We start from the raw sequence: 18,761 nt of genomic DNA on the forward strand, positions 1-18,761 counted from the left end.
AATAAGTACTCATCTAAATTACAGAGAATTACAGTAAAAATAGATGCAAACTACAACACAGCGTTACCTTATTTAATCCTAACAACAATGATTTGCGTATTGTTCAAATACTATACTTGGAACGGCTTAAATAAATCAGTTGTTTACAACCAAAGCTTAGACTAAATTTAGCCATACAACTCACTATCTTATTGGTAAAAAAATGACGGACATTGATGTATTAGAGCAATTAAATGAACAGCCGCCGAGCATTTTATGCCTAGATGATGAGGCTAATGTACTCAAATCTTTAGTACGACTTTTACGCCAATATAAATTTGATGTGAGTGTTTCAACCAGTGGCCATGATGCACTTGAAAAAATGCAAAAAAAACAGTTTGATGTCGTCATCAGTGACATGCGTATGCCACTAATGAGCGGTGCTGAGTTTTTAGCTAAAGCAAGAAAAGTTGCCCCCGATAGCCAGCGTATTTTGTTAACTGGTTTTTCTGATTTAGAGTCAACAATTAGTGCTGTTAATGAAGGAGGCATTCACGCCTACGTGCAAAAGCCTTGGCAAAACGATCACTTAATTAGCGTTATCCAATCAGGCGTCGAAAAGTTTAGACTCAAAAAGCAAAATGAGATTTTACAGCGCCATGTAAATCAGCAAAATGAACAATTAAAAGAGCTGAATACTAACCTAGAGCAACTCGTCGACAAGCGGACAAAACAAATTAGAAGCGTATTAAAAAAACTTGAAGTCGCTAATGAAAGTGAAAAACGAGAGCACCAATCTACTGTTGAACTGCTTTATAATTTTATCAATGCGAATCCTTATCTCGATGGTAAAAGAGCAGAAAATATAGCCGGTACATGTACTCAAATAGCGCGTTACCTTAACGTATCGCAAAAAAGCATTGAACTTGCGCCTATTGCGGGGTATTTGGCTCAAATTGGTTTACTTGCTATGGACCCTGAGCTTTACAACAAACCCATTAACGAGCTTAATGAAGTTCAAAGAAAAACGTTTTACACCCACCCAAGTATTTCACAATTAATGCTCATGCCTGCAACTCATTTAAGCGATGTGTCTGATGCAATTTACCATCAATTCGAACGCTACAATGGCAAAGGTATTCCCAAAGGACTTGCTAAAAACGATATTCCCATTGGTGCTATGGTGCTCAGTGTTGCTCGTGACTATTGGGAGGGTTACGAGCAAAGTGAGCCGTTACTGACAACAAAACAACGCCATCAATTTGCGCTCAATAGTATTAAATCAAACAGTGGCAGCTTATACCACCCGCGTATTGTCGATGCACTTGAAGCCAGCCACGCTAAACTCATTGCCTCTGACAGCTCTATTGGTTCAATAAAGGTGATGAGCGCACAAGAACTCGAAGAAAATATGATATTGGCAAACTCACTGCACAGCCATACAGGTATTATGCTTTTGCCTAAAGGACATATTTTCAATACGAAATCGATTGTTAAGCTACAACAACTCGAAGCTAAAAAGCCGACCCCATTTAGAATTATGGTTAAAATGGCTAAATGATTGATCTAAAATACTCTTTTATTCGTTATACTAAGCCTAAATAGATACCTCTAAATCCATTGCTTGAAGGAGCACAACGTGTCGCGATTTTCTGCCGTTACCGACAATCCCCACGACGGGCGTTTTAACCAAAAAACGGGAATACTTCTGACCAACTTAGGTAGCCCCGATGCCCCAACAGCAAGTGCATTGCGTATTTACTTACGTGAGTTTTTGTCAGACCCTCGTATCGTAGAAATACCGCGTATTGTGTGGATGCTTATTCTGCATGGCATCATTTTGCGTATACGCCCAAAGCGCTCAGCTAAATTGTATAAAAGCATATGGACTGAAAATGGCTCACCACTGACCCACATTACACGCCAACAAAGCATTAAATTAAATGCCTTATTAAAACAGCACGGCTATACCAACACCGAAGTGGTTATGGCGATGCGCTATGGTAACCCATCAATCGAAGCGGGCCTTGAAGAGCTCAGAGATAAAGGCTTAACCCGCATTATTGTGTTACCACTTTACCCACAATATTCAAGTCCAACCACAGGCTCAACATTTGATGCCGTGGCAAATGTATTAAAAAAATGGCGCTGGGTGCCAGAGCTACACTTTGTAAATGGGTATCACAAAAACCCAACCTACCTAGAGTCGCTTGCTAACAGCATTAGCGAAGATTTAGAAAAACACGGCATGCCACAAAAAATGGTGTTTTCATATCATGGTATGCCTAAACAGTTTTTAGATAATGGCGACCCCTATCACTGCCTATGCCAACAAACCACCCGTTTAGTGGTAGAAAAGCTAGGCCTAGATAAAGACAAAGTGATCACCACTTTCCAAAGCCGTTTTGGTAAAGCTGAATGGTTAAAACCTTACACAGATGCAACTCTTGAGAGCTTACCTGGCGAAGGAATTAAAGATGTGGCTATTATCAGCCCTGCCTTTAGCGCCGACTGCCTAGAAACACTTGAAGAATTAGAAGGTGAAAACCGAGAGATTTTTGAAGAAGCCGGCGGCGAAAAATACCGTTATATAGCAGCGCTTAATGACCGTGACGATCACATAGACGCCATGTTTGATGTGTTAAAGCCAATGCTATAAAAACGGGAAGAGCAGCGGTTAGGTTTTAGCTGTCAGCGATCAGCAAGAGATTAGCCAAGGCGGTGATCTACTGTAGGCGTGAGTTTACCTCGCGCGCACAGTACCAAACCCGTTGCTCGACACCCGATCCCCGCACCTAACACCTAAAATCTGCTCTTAGCTCTTACGTGTCACCATTAACGTGAGTGCCCCTGCTATTATCCCCCAGCATGCAGAGCCGACTGACCATAATGTTAAATCAGAAGCCGTAACTAAAAAGGTAATAATGGCCGCCTCAGTATATTCGGGGCTGTGCAAAGACTGCTGCAAACTATTAGCGATGGTGCCAAACAGTGCAATACCCGCTAACGCCAATACCAGTGCCTGCGGCAGGCTTGCTACAATCGCCACTAACATTGCGGCACACAGCGCCATAATAATGTAAAACACCCCACCAGCAATACTCGCCCAGTAGCGTTTATCGGGGTTTTTATCGGCCTCTTCGCTCATACAAATAGCAGCCGTAATGGCCGCTAAATTAATTGAATAAGTGCCAAATGGCGCGGTTACTAAATTTATTAACCCGGTCACAGTTAATGACGATGATATTGGCGCTTTATAGTTATGCGCTTTTAAAATTGCAAACCCAGGTAAGTTTTGTGAAGTCATAGTTACTATATACAAAGGAATACTAATACTTATAAATGCCTGCAAACTAAAGCTTGGTGCAATATAAGCAAAGCTGCTTGCTTGCCAATGCACGGTGCTAGTATCGATATTGCCCATATACCAGGCTAAAAATATACCCGCTAACAATACACTTAGCATTGCAAAACGAGCAAAAAAGCGCTTGCCAATAAAGTACATCACCACCATTAAACCAATCACCAATGGCAAGTCGTTCATAAAGTTAAACACATCAATACCAAATGTGACTAATACTCCCGCTAACATAGCACAGGCCAGTTCACTGGGAATACGGTTCATGATTTTTTCAAACCAACCGGTAATGCCAGATACCAATACCAATAAGGCTGATAGCATAAATGCGCCTATCGCTTCATGTAAGCTGTAGCCCTGGGCACTTGAGATCAGTAATGCTGCACCGGTGGTCGACCATGCAATTAAAATGGGCACCTTATAATAAAACGACAACATAATAGACGTACCGCCCATTACTAGCCCCAGCATTAATATCCAGCTTGCCACAAGTTCAGGTGTACCACCTAAGGTGATCACCACTTGATAAATCAATGCAATAGAACTTGAAAAACCAATAATGACCGCAACAAGTCCTGCCATAATTCGACTAAGTAACTGATCAGTCCCTGCCATAATTCCCTCTTTTAATAGGTGTTTAACGATACAACATACTTTGCCTATTTATACTTTGCAATTAGCCCTTTGAATAATGAAAAATGATCACGTTACTAAAAAATTTTATTGGTCAGTTTTGCTTGTCAAAATCGGTGTGATTTAAAAAACACACACGTACCCAAAAAAATGCCACAGGGTGCACCATTACTACAAAAAAGCCATCCTATTAAACCAAAAAAATATACCTAAAAAAGGTAAAGCAAATACTTACAATAAGTTATAAAAAAAGCAATTACCACTTTATGATTACAATTTAAATTTGATCTAATTCTTTTTTTAAGATAAAACTTAACAATTAGTTCACCATTTAACCTAAAAGAGAAACAGATGAAACGTTACATTGTTTTAACTATCGCTATTCCTTTGTCTGTATTTGCCTTGTATACGCTGCTTAATGATCAGAAAAAAATCGATGAGGTAGAAGCGCCCATTGCTATTGATATCATTCCTGTTGATTCTGAGTTTGCAAAAAAAACACATAACCCATCGCCCATTGATATGAGTAAAGACCCTATTGCAGCAAAACCCGCTAACATTGAATCAAACGTACCTTCAAACTCATTTGACGCAATTAATAAACCTTCAGCAAAGGCTAAAGAAATACTTAAAGCGGCAAAAGTACTGCCAACCGATTTACAAAATGAAGCCTACATAGAATTTGATCTAGCGGCGCTAAAAACCCTCAAAACGGGTGATAATTTTGACCTTGCAATACCACAAACCGCAGAAACCTACAGCGCTGAAATAACCAATGTTACCCGTGCCAGTAACGGCGATAAAAGCATTGCTGGTCAGGTTATTGGGGCCAATGGCGCAATGCACACCACCATATTAACCGTTGGCAATGATGCGGTTTACGGTCAATTTACAGCCCCAAGTGGTAATTATGTTTTTGAAAGTAAAGGTCAATATGGCTGGATTGCAGCTAAGCGTGACCTATATAAAACACATATAGAGCATCAGGTTGGTGAACCTGCACCAAAAAATGCGGATGACATAGACCCATTTGCACCTCGTGCTGAAAACACGCCCTCTTTTTAAACAAACCTGTCAACGCAGGCAACAAGACCTAGCAGTAAACACTGCAATCGTAAAAAGTAAGGAAATACAACAATGAAAAAAGTAATTTCAACAGCCGCTATTGCAACGGCGCTATGTGCGGCCAGCACAGTGTCAGCAGAAACCATTGATATTGGTATTTTATATACCGATCAATCTGCAGCAGCTACCAGTAATATCAATACCAAAATTAATCAGCTTATTGCTTTTAGTAACCAGGTATACAGCCAAAATGGCGTTGACATTACGCTACGTTTAGTTGGGACTCAAAATTTAGGTGACTATGCAGTAACCCCTTCTGAAGATTGGTTAAATGCCGTCACAAATAGTAGTTACGTAGATGGTTTACGCAATGATTGGAAAGCCGACATGGTTGCCGTACTCGGTACAGGCCAAAGTGCAGGTAACGGTTTAATTTCATGTGGCTTAGCATGGGTTGGCCAAGGCACAAATGGTAATTTATACAGCTCAATGAGCAGCCGCATGTACTCAATCACCGCAATCGATTGTGGAGCCACAACCTTTGTTCATGAGCTTGGTCATAACCAAGGTTTAGCGCATTCACGTAAGCAAGGCGATACAGCCGGTGGTGTATACGTTGATGGTATGGGGCACGGTGTACAAAATGAATTTGCCAGTATTATGGCCTACCCATTTGTATTTGGCAGTGCAACGCAGTACGACTATTTCTCAAACCCTAACTGGAGCGTAAACGGTATTCCATTTGGGGTGACCAATCAGTCGTACGCCATTCGTACCGTTACCGACACAAAAACCAGTATCGCTAACTTTAAATAAGCTCAATGCTGAATAATAAATGTATTCTCAAAATTCAGCTTAAATAACAATATCAGCATGGGTAAATTACCCATGCTAACCAATTAAGTTTCCCTTGCGGAGCGCCTCGGCGCTCTTTTTTAATGATTAATCATTTTCTGTTGTATGGCAGGGAGTAAGGTTTTACCATCGCTATCCACTTTACTCATTAGCTTTAAACCCATCACCTTAGCAAGCACAGGGTAAATATCTAAATTATTCACTCGCTCAATGCTCACCCCTTTTTTAAACGCCGGCCCGGTAGCAATAAATGTCGCTGCCATATCATCGGTATAGGCATAGCCATGCGTTCCTAAGTAAGGCACTTTAGCACTACTGCTAAATACCGCAGGCGCTGTCGTTTGTACCACAATATCGCCCACACGAGTGCCTTTATTATAGTGATATCCTGCAAGCTGCTCCTCTGTTAGTACCGTGTAGCGTCCTTTTGCTGCATGTTGTAAACGGGCTTTATAAGCCTCAACATCTGCATTTTTAGCATCGCTTTTAGTATAAATAAGTAATCGAGGACCGGTATTTACAACCATAAAGTTATCATCTTTAGGTAAGCTGCTCACAACAATGCTCTGCTCAGGCTCAACTTGTGCCATACCATGATCAGACACAATCACCAGATTTACCTCTTGCTCTAACTTACTCAAGCGGGTTTTTAATTGCCCCATCAGCGCATCTAGCTGTTTAACGGCATCACGCGTTTGCACCGCATCAGGGCCATACTCATGCCCCATGCTATCCACTAACGAAAAATAACTTGCCACAAAACGCGGGCGCTGTGCTTTAGGTAAGCTTAACCATTGAATGATTTGATCAATTCGGTCTTGGTAGTCACCTTGTTTAGAGTAGTGAAAGTAATAGTCAGGCGTCATACCATTAAAGCGTGCATCCGACTCAGGCCAAAAGTATACCGCCGATTTAAGCCCATGCATTTTAACTAAATTCCACAGTGGTGTGCCGCGTACCCAGGTACTGTCTTTTTGTCCTTTCCCCATGCTGTAGCATTCATTATTGCGCGCTTTGTCACAAAACTTATTATCTACAATGCCATGGTTAACTGGCAGTAAACCGGTGATCACCGAAATATGATTTGGAAACGTTTTAGTAGGATAAACAGGCTGCATTTTTTTCGCTCTTACGCCTTGCTCACCCATTGCTTTTAAATTAGGCGCACCGTGCTTTTCAATGTAATCCCAACGCAAGCCATCAATAGAGATCATAACAACCGTTTGCTCTTTAGCGGCAAACGCACTATTCACACCCAATAAAAGGCAAAAACACATTACCTTAGTGATCCACAACTTCATTTTAAATACCTAGATGTATGTTAATTTTATAAAAAATAATACTAAAGCAAGTTGTTACTTTATGATACATGCTGATAAATTAAAGCAAACTATTAAAAATAAATAATCGTGCGTTTAATAAGTGCTTAATTCACATAAAAAAGGATTACCATGATCAACTTCAGTAGCAAAGTAACCCCTGCACGTATGCAGCGCACCACTGCCAATTTACAAATGGCGCTTGAGAGCGATCGTGGCCGAATTATTAATAGTGCAGCCATTCGTCGGCTGCAACAAAAAACCCAAGTATTTCCGCTGGAGCGCAACGCGGCTGTGCGTTCGCGCCTAACTCACTCATTAGAAGTTCAGCAAGTTGGCCGCTTTATTGTGCAGCGCATTTTTGCCAATTTAAATTACCAGCAACAAAAAGAATATGGTTTATCGGGTTTAGAGCGCCCACTAGAAACCCTAGTAGAAATGGCCTGCCTAATGCACGATATAGGTAACCCGCCGTTTGGTCACTTTGGCGAAGCGGCTATTAATAATTGGTTTAATGCTAATTTAGCCAGCATTACGCCTGAGCGTTGCCAAACCACAAACAGCAGCATTGGCGTTATTTTTAAACATTTAGCCCAAGATATTTGCAGCTTTGAAGGCAACGCTCAAGGCATACGCATTATTCACTCTTTGCTGAGCCTAAATTTAACCTATAGCCAAACTGCCGCTATTTTAAAATACACCCGTCCAGCAAGTTTAGCGAAGCAAGATATTCCTCAAAATAAAAACTACATTATGAAAAAAGTGGGGTATTACTACAGTGAAAAAAGCTTTGTTGAAGCACTGCAAACTGAGCTGAAAATGGAGCCCTATTGCCGTCACCCTGCCAGTTATATTATGGAAGCCGCTGACGATATTTCTTATTGCCTTGCCGACATAGAAGACGCCGTAGAAAAAGACATTATCACCACACAGTTATTATGCGAGCAACTAAAAAAGCAGTATCAAAAAGCATTAATTAACCTCGCTCTCAACGACACTCAACACCAAAGCTTTGTGGACGACGCCATAAACTACGCCATAGAACGGGCACAAGCACAGCCCTTTAATTTTAATAGTGAGTTTTTTATTTATTTACGCGTGTCATTACTGCACCCGCTAGTAAACCATGCCGCAAAACGCTTTATTGAAAACATAGAGCCAATTTATCATGGCGACTTTAACCATGCATTATTAGAAGATCGTAGCTACCTGCATGCAGCAACCCAAGCGCTCAAACAAGTCGCGCTTGAGCATGTATTTTCGCACAAAGAAGTCGAAAAACTCGAACTGCAAGGCTACCGTATTATTAATGGCCTACTCGATTGTTATAAACCTTTGCTGCTTTTGAGTAGCGATGACTTTAAACGTGCATTGCATGGCGACAACCGCTTATTAATAGAATCGAGACTCGTTAAAAAGCTCTCTAAAAAGCATTTAAGTAGCTATCAGCATGCCATAAATGCGATGCAAGAAGAGCCCGATCATTTTGCCGCCTATGAATTTTATTATCGCTGTCGGTTAATTCAAGACTACATTAGCGGTATGACCGACCAATTTGCTTACGACGAGTACCGAAGCTTAATGGTAATTGACTAGGGTCTGTTGACCTTTCAAGGTTAAATTTGCAGCAGTCTGTTTGGTATTTAGGCAAGGCAGAGCCTATGTGGTGTGGTTTTTCCCCATAAATAGGCGATAACGCAGCATCAATGCCAAACAGGCGCTGCCCTTCGGGTTCTGCCTAGGAGCGATTTACTCTTTGTTGCTCGGTTTTTACTTAGTCCACTAGGTTACAAACCTCGCGCCGCGATTAAACCGCCCCTAGTTTGAACAAATTGTAATCCGCAAAGGTCAACAGACCCTAATTAACGCTAGGCGCTTCTAGATAATTTTTCACTTTACGCTTAAGATTAGGGCATTGATGCTTAACCACTTTTGAGTTTTATGAAACCGTTACTGAGTTGCTTACTTTTTTGTTTTGCTTTGTTTTATAGTGCCAGCAGTGCCGCTTATAACGAAGCTATGTGTATTCTTATAAAACAAGAAATGCAGCAACACAGCAATAATAAAGCCAGCCGTAAATACCGTAATGCTGCGCGAGACTTTGAAAAAAACTGCAGTGATCCGCAAGCGGCACGCACTTTGCCAGTACCAAAGCCTAAACCGCAGCCGGTTATTGAACAATCGACCCCGGAGGTTGTAAAACCACAACAAACAGAACCCACTTTACAGCCAACGTTGCCAGGCGCTGCAACTGAGCAAAGTGCAACTCCACCCCAAAATAATGTAATCGAAAAAAGCGCCACTCAAACTATAGAGCAAGCTAAAAAAAATGCCCCAGTAGCATCAACCACAACAGCACCTGATGAGTCACAAGTCAATGTAACAGCAGCGGCTGAACAAAGCGGCGCTTCTGAAAAAAATGCACAGCTCGGCAAAATACCGGCCAGTGAATTATCAAACACTGAGGAAAATACGCAACCAGAGGTAAAAAAAGCCACCGTTGAGCCTGCACAAACCGCCGTACCTATCACTATAAAAGCCAGCGAGCAAACAGCCGTTATTGCCTCTTCAATGCCCAAAGGGGCTAATATAATCTCGCTAGTATTACCAAGTGTGGCACTATTGTTAATTGTGGTAATTACGGTTGTGGTATTAATGCGCCTGCGCAATATTAAGCAAAATAAACAAGCGGCTGATACTGGCATACCATTGCAAATGCCCCCAAGTAACGACAATGATCAAACTCACAGTGTTGTTACTGAGCCGATGGTGACTGGCTCTGATCTGCAAAACCCAGCCGTCGAAAGCAAGGGTAAAGAGCCTGATTCTAGTCGAGTTAATACCGTGAAAATAAAGCCGGAGCCTAACACGGCAGAGTTTGAAGCAGCTGCTAAAGCAACCTTAGAGCGGATAAAAAATGCAACAGAGTTTGCCGAGCCACAAGTAAGAGATTTTGACCCCGAAGCCAAACAAACCAAAATTCAGCGTAATCCTATAAATCAGCCAATCAAAAAGGTACAACAAGAAGCGCCTATAAAGCCTTCACACAGCGCACCTGAACCCATTGTACCCCATCAGCCACAAGCTGATTTCCATCCTGCAAAAACGCAGCGTTCATCATTAAGCTCAACCACTGAACACGACTTTAAAGAGCCAGAAGTACGCACTTTCGATCCCGACGCGCCACTACCAACTAAAAAAACAAAAGTAATGCCTGAGCAAGTAAAGGTTGCCCCTGAAGAGCCAAGTAAGCCCGATAACTCACCACAAAGCAGCAATCCATTTGCTAATTTATCGCTTGATGAAAGCTGGGATCCAAATTCACCACAAAAACCAAAAATAGAAGAAAAAAAACGCGCGCCTAAATCACAAGCACTCATCGATGCAGAAGAACGCGCAAAAAACATGCAAACAAAAGAATAACGCGGTAACATAAAAATACTTAAAATAAGTCTGTAAAGCGACGGTATAGCCCTTAAGCCTACATTCAGTTAACGCCTTTAAAATAGCCTGTTTTTTAAGCAACGCTCAAAGCCGCTTTATATCCAAAAAGGGTATATTTAATAGAAGGAGAGACTTATACACATGCATGTTATGTTATCAGCTAAATTAAGATACCGTATTTATATCGCATCTTTTTTGCTGATGGCTTTTACCAGTCATTACACGCACGCAATTGAAGCAATACAACCCTCAAGCAAAGCGTCTAATCACCATGCTACTTTAAATATAAGTACAGGCGAATGGCCGCCTTTTTTAAGCGAATCGCTGCCTCACAAAGGCGTGGTTGCGCATTTAATTACCGATATATTTGCACAAGCTAACATTAAAGTTAACTTTACCTTTTTACCGTGGCCGCGTGCCTACCACGACACCATTAATGATAAATACGCAGCCACTGCCGTATGGATGTTTGAACAACAACGTACTGAGGATTATTTTTACAGTGAGCCAGTGCTAAACGAGCGTTTTGTATTTTTTTATCATAAACAACGCCCTTTTGATTGGCAAAATCTAAACGATTTAAAAGGCTTATTACTCGGTGGTGGGCTTGCCTACAGTTACGGCAAAGACTTTGATAAAGCAGCCGATGAAGGCTTATTCGATATGTCGCGAGTAAGTACCACAGAGCAAAACTTTAAACGCTTAGCTATGGGCAGAATCGACGCCTTTGCCGAAGAGCAAAGCGTAGGCTATTTCACATTAGCGAGTAAATTACCTGACCTATTCAGCGCTATTAATCACCACCCCAAAGCTTTGTTGGTAAACCAAAGCTTTATGATGTTCCCTAAAAATAACCCACGCAGTGAACAGCGGCTTGAAATATTTAACCAGCAATTACTTAAATTTAAACAAAACGGCCGTTATCAAGCCTACTTTGATGCGTTAGATAATGGCGCTTATCAACCCACAAATAGCGCCCTGGCCGACTAACCTGTAGGCAGGGCTTTATGCCGCGCGTTTTATGTTTGGAACGCGGGGCTCGGGCAACGAGCTAGGTTTTAGGTTCTAGTGTTTGTACAAGCTCGCTACTCGTCGCTCGAAGCCCGTTGCCTTCTCATTTACCCTCATTCGCTTCTCTGTGTTCAAATAATTTTTAAGGATTTATTCACAAAGAGATTATGAGGCGCTGCGCTTTTAGAGGAAATAAAAAAGCCAAATATTATTCTGTAGCAGCAATTTTATATCGCGTATTTATAGGCTTTTGCATTTTACCCGCGCCTCGCCGCTCGAAGCCCACTGTCTTCTCATTCCCGCTTTAAGGTTCATATAAGCGTCAATTAATAAATGACCACTTAATCAGTCATTAAACCACTAATGACTGCTTTATTAGCCTTTAACTTATAGAAGGTATTACGCTTTCTAAGCGTTTTATGTCAATATCACTGATATTAGAAAAACGTTTAAAGTGCGTTGGCCATTGGCGAGTATAGCTCTCAACCTCGGCAATTATTTTTGTTGCTTGAGCCTTGTTGAGGCCGAAGCGTTTGGCTTGCGACAGTAAATTATCGATACTAGCATATCGGCCATCATCACCAAGCCCTATGCCATGCTGCTTTGAGTTATTAATAGGGGTGATATCATAAGCGGGGCTCATACGCCACGTTTGCCCTGCAAAGTGATACAAAAATGCATGATTTCGGCTGTGATCATCAGTATTACCAATAAATACGTTAAATACCATTCGCTTGTAGAGCTCTGTAGCATCAGCAGCGAACTCACCTGTGTGGTGGCGAATAAATTCAGCCAGTTCACCGTAGCTATAGTATGTTGCTAAGTCGCTTATCGCGACTTTTGGTTTTTGTAATAAGCTATTGGCGCTTAAAAAGTGATGAGTTGGTAAGTCATCGCTTACATCAAAACGTTCAATTAACAGAACATCGCCATTTTCTGTTTCATGAATACGGGTATTTGCAGTGCGAATCCCCAATTCATTAGCCATACACATAGCGCCATGCTCAGCCCTAGCTAAATTAAACAAATCGTCTTGACGATTAAACTTTGCCAAATAAAGTTTTTGGTCAATTTTCACAGAGGTTTTAGGTCTTGCTCCCCCCATACTTTGGCCAAATTCAAAGGCTTTTTTTGCTTCTTGTGAAATCGTTTTATTGGCGAGCAAATCGTCCTTTGCTTGATCTAACAAAGCTAAATCGGCTAATGTATTTTTATTCGCTTTATGTTTTGATGCGCTGCGCGACAAACTAAATACCAAGGCGCCAACACCATACCCAGACCCTGCGAGTAAAAATTCTAGCTCATTTTTTGGTTTGGTATTATGTAAAGACAGTATAAGCTTACGCCCCCACGAATCAGCTCCCGCATCACTTAACACCCCAAACACACCTTTATTGGCAGAATAACTAACGATGCCAGGCTGTAATGGTAAATGCAGCGGATCGAGCGCAAACGCATCAGAGCGCGCAAGGTAACTTTTACCATAATTAAACTCACCTCGGCCTGTTTGTATATTTAACTTAAAAAAACCACAAATTACCGGGCTGTCTTCTAAACCGTCAATAAATACATAAGCTTCAGAAGTCATCGTTAATCACCTGAGTTTTATTGCTTTTACGTTGTCTTGCATTATAACCGCCCACATCTGCGGCAAGCTCGTTAATTTCATCCAGTAATGAGCCTTGCAATTGAAGTACAACAAGGGCTTCAAACAATATATCGCTTTTTACTACCTCCCCTTGCTCAAGCTTTTGTACCGTGGAGCGAGATACACCAATCATCTTAGCGAACGTGCTCTGGGTATAAAGTAAAGTACGATGCTGGCGAATTAAATCACCCAATCGACGCGCCAGTTTTAATGCTTGTTCAGATCTCATAAATGACTACCTAATCGGTCATTAATATACTAATGATTAGTTTAGCGGTATTTAATATGATTGCAATATTATTTAAATAGATACGAAATGAGCTTCGAGCTTCGAGGTTCGAGCTTCGAGCTTCGAGCTTAAAGCAGCGAGCTTAAAGCGCCTAGCCCCTTTTGCGTTACCTCTTCAGCGCAGCGCCTCATAACCTCTTTGTGAATAAATCACTTAAAACCATATATGCACAAAGAGAAGACAGCGGGTTTCGAGCAGCGAGCGACGGGCAGCGAACACAGCCTAGCGCCTTGTATTAACGTAGGCGTTAAGCTTGCTGACGCGAAAAGCGCAGCTTTTAAATTGCTTTACTTTCATGCAGTGAACGCTGAACTACTTGATAACAAATAGCACGTTGCTGCTCTTGGTTTAAATTTACTTGTCGCATCGAAAGAATCGTTTTCACTATTTGTTTATGCGAAACAATTGGAAAGAGTGGGCGCTGTTTTAATTCGACAAACCAACCAGGAAAGCACAAAACAGGGAAAACCTGCGTGTTAAAACCCGTTGCCTCTTGTAGCCATTTGTTCACCCAATTAGCCTGCTTTTGGGCTTGTTCTAGCGGCTTACTTTCAAACCAAGAGGGAAATGCTAGATGATTATTCTCAAATTTAACTTTGTAATTTGTATCGTCTTTTATTCGCTTGTGCCTGCCCTTGGTCTCAATAGCAAAAATACCATTTGGCCCCACGACTAAGTGATCAATGTTAAAACCATCAGCTTGTATATCATGAAATACTTGGTATCCATGTGACTGTAACTCTATAAGTTCAGAGGCAACAGCAAGTTCGGCATCACGCCCAAGCTTTAGCTTTATTAAGTGATTTGATTTAACCCAAAGCTTTCTTGCTACATAAGCTAAACCTAGCAAGATCATAATAATTAAAAAGTAATTAAACTTGCCGCTAGCAAACATTTCAGCAACCCCTTTAATTGCAAAAGGCATTATAACAATGAGTGCAGCTAAAAATATTAGGCCAATAACATCAACAATCTTGTCATTCACTTGCTCTTGAAGAGTTTGCGCGGCAACACGTTTTAATTTATGACGCTCGATAGGAAGTTTAGCACTGCGTTGATGTGACCAAATACGAAAAAATAAAACGCCTACTAAAGAGTAAACGCACGCAGCAATAAGCATGACACTTAAGCTATGGTTTAAAAAATCATCCATGACGAGTTCCTATAATGACAACTTGTACTTTATACATTAAAAACAGTTACATGTCGCGTTGGCGACGGCAACCAAGGGGCGGATACCGCCGACCGCCCCTTGGAACCCCACGGCGCCCCGGGCATTTTGCACTTTCCTCAAAGCCTAAATTGATATGAACGTAACCACCGTGTAAGGCACATCCATATGCCTGTCACGGCTTTAATTGCATCCATGCATTTAATTACTCATCAATTGAGTCTTTTTGGGCAAAATGACGGGGGAGCTTAATGATCAACAGCCTTTAATTACCACTCTTGTGTAACATCAAAATTTATTATCTTCAGACTCCATACTGTTTATTAGATCTTTAGATATACCCTTCAGCGCTTTTCTTATATCTGAAGGTATAAAACCGAGCTCTACTGGCCGAGAAATCGCTAAATCTGAATTCTTAAACTCTCGAAGATTAGCAATGTTTGCTAAATAACTTTCAAGTAATTCAGGCTTTGCTTTTCGCTTTAAATTTTGGCGAAATGTTTCTGTAAATTTACGTATTTCTTCAGCTTCATCATCTTCAAAACGTTCACAATAGACCCGTTTAGCCATTTCTTTTTGACTTAAACCAAGCTCTTTAATAATAACTTTAATTTTTTTTTGTAATTCTTCGTATTTTTCCATTTTATGTCCCAATTTGTCTCAACACCTTATTTATGATGATTTTGCTCTCAAAGCGAAGAGCACTATTTAAACTAAATAAAGGTAATATTATGAAAAACATGAATCAAAGTGCCGCTGCACGAATCCAAGCTGCAGAAGCAAAAGCTAACAACGGCTTAGTTGAAAAAGGCGGATTTGCTGCACGGGCTCAAAAAGCAGCTGCAAATAACCAACAAACTTCACGTCCAGCTCCGACTAATGGTCCAAGTAAAACAGGTAAGCCATCAGGAAAAGGGCGAGGTAACAACGCACCCAAGTCAAAATAAAGTAAACGGATAGCGATACGCAAGTATCGCTATCTACATTGTTTTAAATTATTCACAAAAGAGGTCTGAAATAACTTAGCGTTTGAAGCTAGTTCTGACTCGGGTACTTCTCTCATCGTTTCGTCTAAAGCACATATACAAGCTTTAGCTGTAATACTTTGAGTAGAGCGACTGAAAATATTATCTGAACTGGCACAATAACTAACTATTTCAACAATTGCCCCTGTAGAATAGCGTTTAGGTTCTAAAAACTCTTTATCCACTTTATAAGCGCCTACAGCACCTATAAATAAAGCAGCTTTGACCGACAAAAATGGCTTTTTAAACCTTTTATAAGTATGGCCTGCAAAAGTTTTTTCGCATTTACTGCAGCTTATGTGGTTTCCGTACTCTAAAGTATTTTCTTCTGTGCAAGCTGGGCAAACAATATTAAGTGGATCCTTATTATTTTCTTTTTTAGATGTGTTCATTGCGGATTAAAATTCCCTTTATTCTTATTAATTTAGGATATTGATTTGTATAAGTATATTCAACATAAATTTCTAAGTATCGCGTTGGCGACGGCAACCAAAGTGTGATTTGTCTTTAAATCAACTCTGCTGTAAATAATTCATCCGTGAAGCTGGGTTACTGTCGGCATCCATGCCTTCACTTCCTCATGCTGCAAAGCTGCGCTTTGGTCATTCGTCACCTCGGCGCCCCGAGGATCACACTGCTTCCTCAATTTAAATTAATGATATGAACGTAAACGCGATGAAACACGTCCGTGTGTAAGCATCACTTAAAGCGCATTGCCTAAAGGGATTTAGGTACTTGGAATTTGTCGGGAACAAAATTCCGCCATGCTGATATTACTCATCATTAATTCAATTTCGGGTGTGATCACGGGGGATTTAACTCAGCACTCGCCTGCAAATTTGTTGTTATTAAAAGCGTTATGTATATTAAGTTATCTTAACCGTTTGAGTAATTTTAATGAATGCTAACTCACCATCACCACTTAATTTTCTAGAATACCGTGATTTAGTAAAAAAGCTCGAACATGGAAAATCATTACCAACAGCTATTTATTTACATAAAACTGCGTTGAATGAAGCCCTACCAGCAGAATTATTAAGCTTTATAACAAGCACAATAAACAAACTTGATGTTCAACAATCTTGGAACCTAGTTAAGCTTTATAAACGCGACTTAAAATTTACACTACTTAACTACCCTAATTTTGATGAATACGCTTACCCAGCACTCCATACCAGCCATACTATAGATGCCCAAGAGCTAACATTAAAAACAACTAACTACAGTGGCTCAAATAATCCACCCATATTGCACCGTAAAGAAACCTTTGTTCTCCCAAATTATCCTCACTATCCATTATTTAAAGATATTACTGAAGAAGGAGAGCAAATAGGCCTGTATCAAAACACCAAAAGTATTGGCTTTAAGCAGCAATGGCATAACTTAATTAAACGCAAAGGCTACAAGCTTGATGAGAAAGGAAGGCTGCATAAAGTGGCAGAATTACCAAAACCAGTAATTGAACATGAGCCACAAAAAATACAGCGCCATTTAACGGCTATAAATCGCGATAGGCTTTCTGCTCCTTTTCAAAAGCTCGCAAAGTACGGTTATTTAAATGGTGATTATTCAATACTTGATTACGGCTGCGGCCTAGCCGATGACGCAACAGAATTAGAAGCACACGGATTAAATATAAATGCATGGGATCCAGTACACAGACCAAACGGAAATAAACAAAAAAGTGACATTGTTAATTTAGGTTTTGTACTCAATGTAATTGAAGATCAACAAGAGCGAAAAGAGACTTTAACAGCGGCTTACCAGCACACTAAAAAATTACTTTTAGTTTCAGTAATGCTCGCCAATGAAGCCAAGCAAGAACACTTTAAACAATACAAAGATGGCGTAATAACTAAATGGAATACGTTTCAAAAATACTATAGCCAAGCCCAAATAAGAGCTTACATAGAGCAAACCCTAAACGTTAATACAATGGCGTTTGGGCAAGGCATAATTGCTATTTTTAAATGCCCACAATTGGAAGAAGCCCATCACTTAGAGCTACAATTTCAAAATTATAATTGGCAACATATAACCCAAAGGCCACAGCCAAAAGCTTTGCCCAAAGCCCAGCAAAAAACCTTGTTTGAAAAACACCAAACACTGCTTGATGATTTTTGGCAACATTGCCTGCACTTTGGCCGTTTACCAGCAAACGACGAGTTTGAACAAAGCACAACACTGCGCAAATATTTTGCCAGCCATAACAAAGCATTTACTCTGCTGCATAATTACTACGAGCAAAATGAATTTGAGCAAGCGCAACAAAAAAGAAAACACGATTTACTGGTTTATTTTGCACTTAGCCTATTTGGTAAACGCCAAGCTAAAAGCCACATGCCTGCAAGGCTAACGCGAGATTTAAAAGTACATTTTAGTGATTACAACCAAGCATTAGAACAAGCAAAACAACAGCTTTTCTCGATTGCAGAGCCCGCTAATATTGGTAATGCCTGTTACCAAGCTTACGAGCAAATTCAGCTCGGTGAGTTACACGACAACCACTCGTATATATTACCCACTCGTTACTTAAATCAACTTCCAGCAATATTGCGTGTTTATATAGGCTGTGCGGTGCAGTTGTATGGCGATATAGACGACGTAGATTTAGTAAAAATACACATGCGATCGGGCAAAGTTACCTTTTTAAAATACGATGACTTTAATAAAAAACTGCCATTACTCACTGAGCGAATAAAAGTAAAAATGCTAGAGCAAGATATCGACTATTTTTACTACGGCGATATTTACCCCTATCAGCCGTTTTATAATAAAATAAATTATTTACAAAAAGGCAGTAGTGAATACAAAAGCCAACAACGGTTTGATAAAAAATTAGCCGATATGCTAAAAGGCGTAACCAAAGCAGAGTGGCCTGATTGGTTAATATTGCAGAAGGTGTTTGACTATTGGGCTGTTGAGTTGAAGGGAGATAAATTTCTCAAGAAATAAAATTACCAA

General features: G+C 40.5%; 16 protein-coding genes. 9 read left to right on the top strand and 7 right to left on the bottom strand.

Features of this window, described 5'->3' with window-relative positions:
* Positions 1 to 202 precede the first annotated feature (202 nt).
* Together QL986_RS03750 and hemH are read left to right on the top strand one after the other, a co-directional pair.
* Entirely contained in the window at positions 203 to 1,540 is a 1,338-nt protein-coding gene (locus QL986_RS03750; protein WP_090493536.1) for an HD domain-containing phosphohydrolase, read from the top strand.
* A 78-nt stretch (positions 1,541 to 1,618) separates the two neighbouring features.
* The gene (gene hemH, locus QL986_RS03755; protein WP_064663630.1) at positions 1,619 to 2,638 is read left to right on the top strand and encodes a ferrochelatase; all 1,020 of its coding nucleotides are present in this window, start codon (positions 1,619 to 1,621) and stop codon (positions 2,636 to 2,638) included.
* A gap of 156 nt (positions 2,639 to 2,794) precedes the next feature.
* Here hemH and QL986_RS03760 read toward each other — a convergent pair whose 3' ends face one another.
* Entirely contained in the window at positions 2,795 to 3,952 is a 1,158-nt protein-coding gene (locus QL986_RS03760) for a benzoate/H(+) symporter BenE family transporter (protein WP_064663631.1), read from the bottom strand.
* A gap of 369 nt (positions 3,953 to 4,321) precedes the next feature.
* Here QL986_RS03760 and QL986_RS03765 point away from each other — a divergent pair, with 369 nt between their 5' ends.
* Together QL986_RS03765 and QL986_RS03770 are read left to right on the top strand one after the other, a co-directional pair.
* On the top strand, positions 4,322 to 5,035 hold the full coding sequence (locus QL986_RS03765) for a hypothetical protein (protein ID WP_290191208.1): 714 nt from the start codon (positions 4,322 to 4,324) through the stop codon (positions 5,033 to 5,035).
* A gap of 72 nt (positions 5,036 to 5,107) precedes the next feature.
* Positions 5,108 to 5,851: a zinc-dependent metalloprotease family protein gene (locus tag QL986_RS03770; protein ID WP_024602595.1), complete on the top strand. Its 744-nt coding sequence runs from the start codon at positions 5,108 to 5,110 to the stop codon at positions 5,849 to 5,851.
* A gap of 119 nt (positions 5,852 to 5,970) precedes the next feature.
* On the opposite strand, the gene QL986_RS03775 is transcribed toward QL986_RS03770, so the two are convergent.
* Positions 5,971 to 7,191, bottom strand: coding sequence for an ectonucleotide pyrophosphatase/phosphodiesterase (locus tag QL986_RS03775; RefSeq protein ID WP_290191209.1), 1,221 nt, complete (start codon positions 7,189 to 7,191; stop codon positions 5,971 to 5,973).
* Between the two features lie 150 nt (positions 7,192 to 7,341).
* Here QL986_RS03775 and dgt point away from each other — a divergent pair, with 150 nt between their 5' ends.
* From dgt to QL986_RS03790, 3 genes are all read left to right on the top strand, one after another.
* On the top strand, positions 7,342 to 8,805 hold the full coding sequence (dgt, locus tag QL986_RS03780) for a dGTPase (protein ID WP_016899096.1): 1,464 nt from the start codon (positions 7,342 to 7,344) through the stop codon (positions 8,803 to 8,805).
* A gap of 345 nt (positions 8,806 to 9,150) precedes the next feature.
* On the top strand, positions 9,151 to 10,632 hold the full coding sequence (locus QL986_RS03785; RefSeq protein WP_290191210.1) for a hypothetical protein: 1,482 nt from the start codon (positions 9,151 to 9,153) through the stop codon (positions 10,630 to 10,632).
* A gap of 162 nt (positions 10,633 to 10,794) precedes the next feature.
* A complete protein-coding gene (locus QL986_RS03790) occupies positions 10,795 to 11,643 on the top strand; it encodes a transporter substrate-binding domain-containing protein (RefSeq protein WP_290191211.1) in 849 nt (282 codons plus the stop codon).
* A gap of 403 nt (positions 11,644 to 12,046) precedes the next feature.
* Here the strand turns inward: QL986_RS03790 and QL986_RS03795 are convergent, their stop codons facing one another.
* From QL986_RS03795 to QL986_RS03810, 4 genes are all read right to left on the bottom strand, one after another.
* A complete protein-coding gene (locus QL986_RS03795; RefSeq protein ID WP_290191212.1) occupies positions 12,047 to 13,252 on the bottom strand; it encodes a HipA domain-containing protein in 1,206 nt (401 codons plus the stop codon).
* Positions 13,242 to 13,541 carry a helix-turn-helix transcriptional regulator gene (locus QL986_RS03800; protein WP_004589614.1) on the bottom strand — a complete coding sequence of 100 codons (300 nt, stop codon included), beginning with the start codon at positions 13,539 to 13,541 and terminating at the stop codon, positions 13,242 to 13,244. Before QL986_RS03800 ends, QL986_RS03795 begins: the two co-directional genes overlap by 11 nt.
* A gap of 337 nt (positions 13,542 to 13,878) precedes the next feature.
* Positions 13,879 to 14,754 (bottom strand): nuclease-related domain-containing protein, encoded by an 876-nt coding sequence (locus QL986_RS03805; protein ID WP_290191213.1) that lies wholly within the window; start codon positions 14,752 to 14,754, stop codon positions 13,879 to 13,881.
* Positions 14,755 to 15,060: 306 nt separating this feature from the next.
* Positions 15,061 to 15,414, bottom strand: a complete 354-nt coding sequence (locus QL986_RS03810) for a hypothetical protein (protein ID WP_290191214.1) — start codon at positions 15,412 to 15,414, stop codon at positions 15,061 to 15,063.
* Positions 15,415 to 15,503: 89 nt separating this feature from the next.
* Here QL986_RS03810 and QL986_RS03815 point away from each other — a divergent pair, with 89 nt between their 5' ends.
* Positions 15,504 to 15,719 carry a hypothetical protein gene (locus QL986_RS03815; RefSeq protein ID WP_290191215.1) on the top strand — a complete coding sequence of 72 codons (216 nt, stop codon included), beginning with the start codon at positions 15,504 to 15,506 and terminating at the stop codon, positions 15,717 to 15,719.
* A gap of 29 nt (positions 15,720 to 15,748) precedes the next feature.
* Here the strand turns inward: QL986_RS03815 and QL986_RS03820 are convergent, their stop codons facing one another.
* Positions 15,749 to 16,189: a hypothetical protein gene (locus tag QL986_RS03820; RefSeq protein WP_290191216.1), complete on the bottom strand. Its 441-nt coding sequence runs from the start codon at positions 16,187 to 16,189 to the stop codon at positions 15,749 to 15,751.
* Positions 16,190 to 16,694: 505 nt separating this feature from the next.
* Here QL986_RS03820 and QL986_RS03825 point away from each other — a divergent pair.
* Complete coding sequence (locus QL986_RS03825; RefSeq protein ID WP_290191217.1) at positions 16,695 to 18,752, top strand: DNA phosphorothioation-associated putative methyltransferase; 2,058 nt, start codon at positions 16,695 to 16,697, stop codon at positions 18,750 to 18,752.
* Positions 18,753 to 18,761: the final 9 nt, after the last annotated feature.

Origin of the sequence: Pseudoalteromonas sp. APC 3250 (assembly GCF_030407915.1) — a bacterium.
In the GTDB taxonomy this organism is placed as follows: Bacteria; Pseudomonadota; Gammaproteobacteria; order Enterobacterales; family Alteromonadaceae; genus Pseudoalteromonas; species Pseudoalteromonas tetraodonis.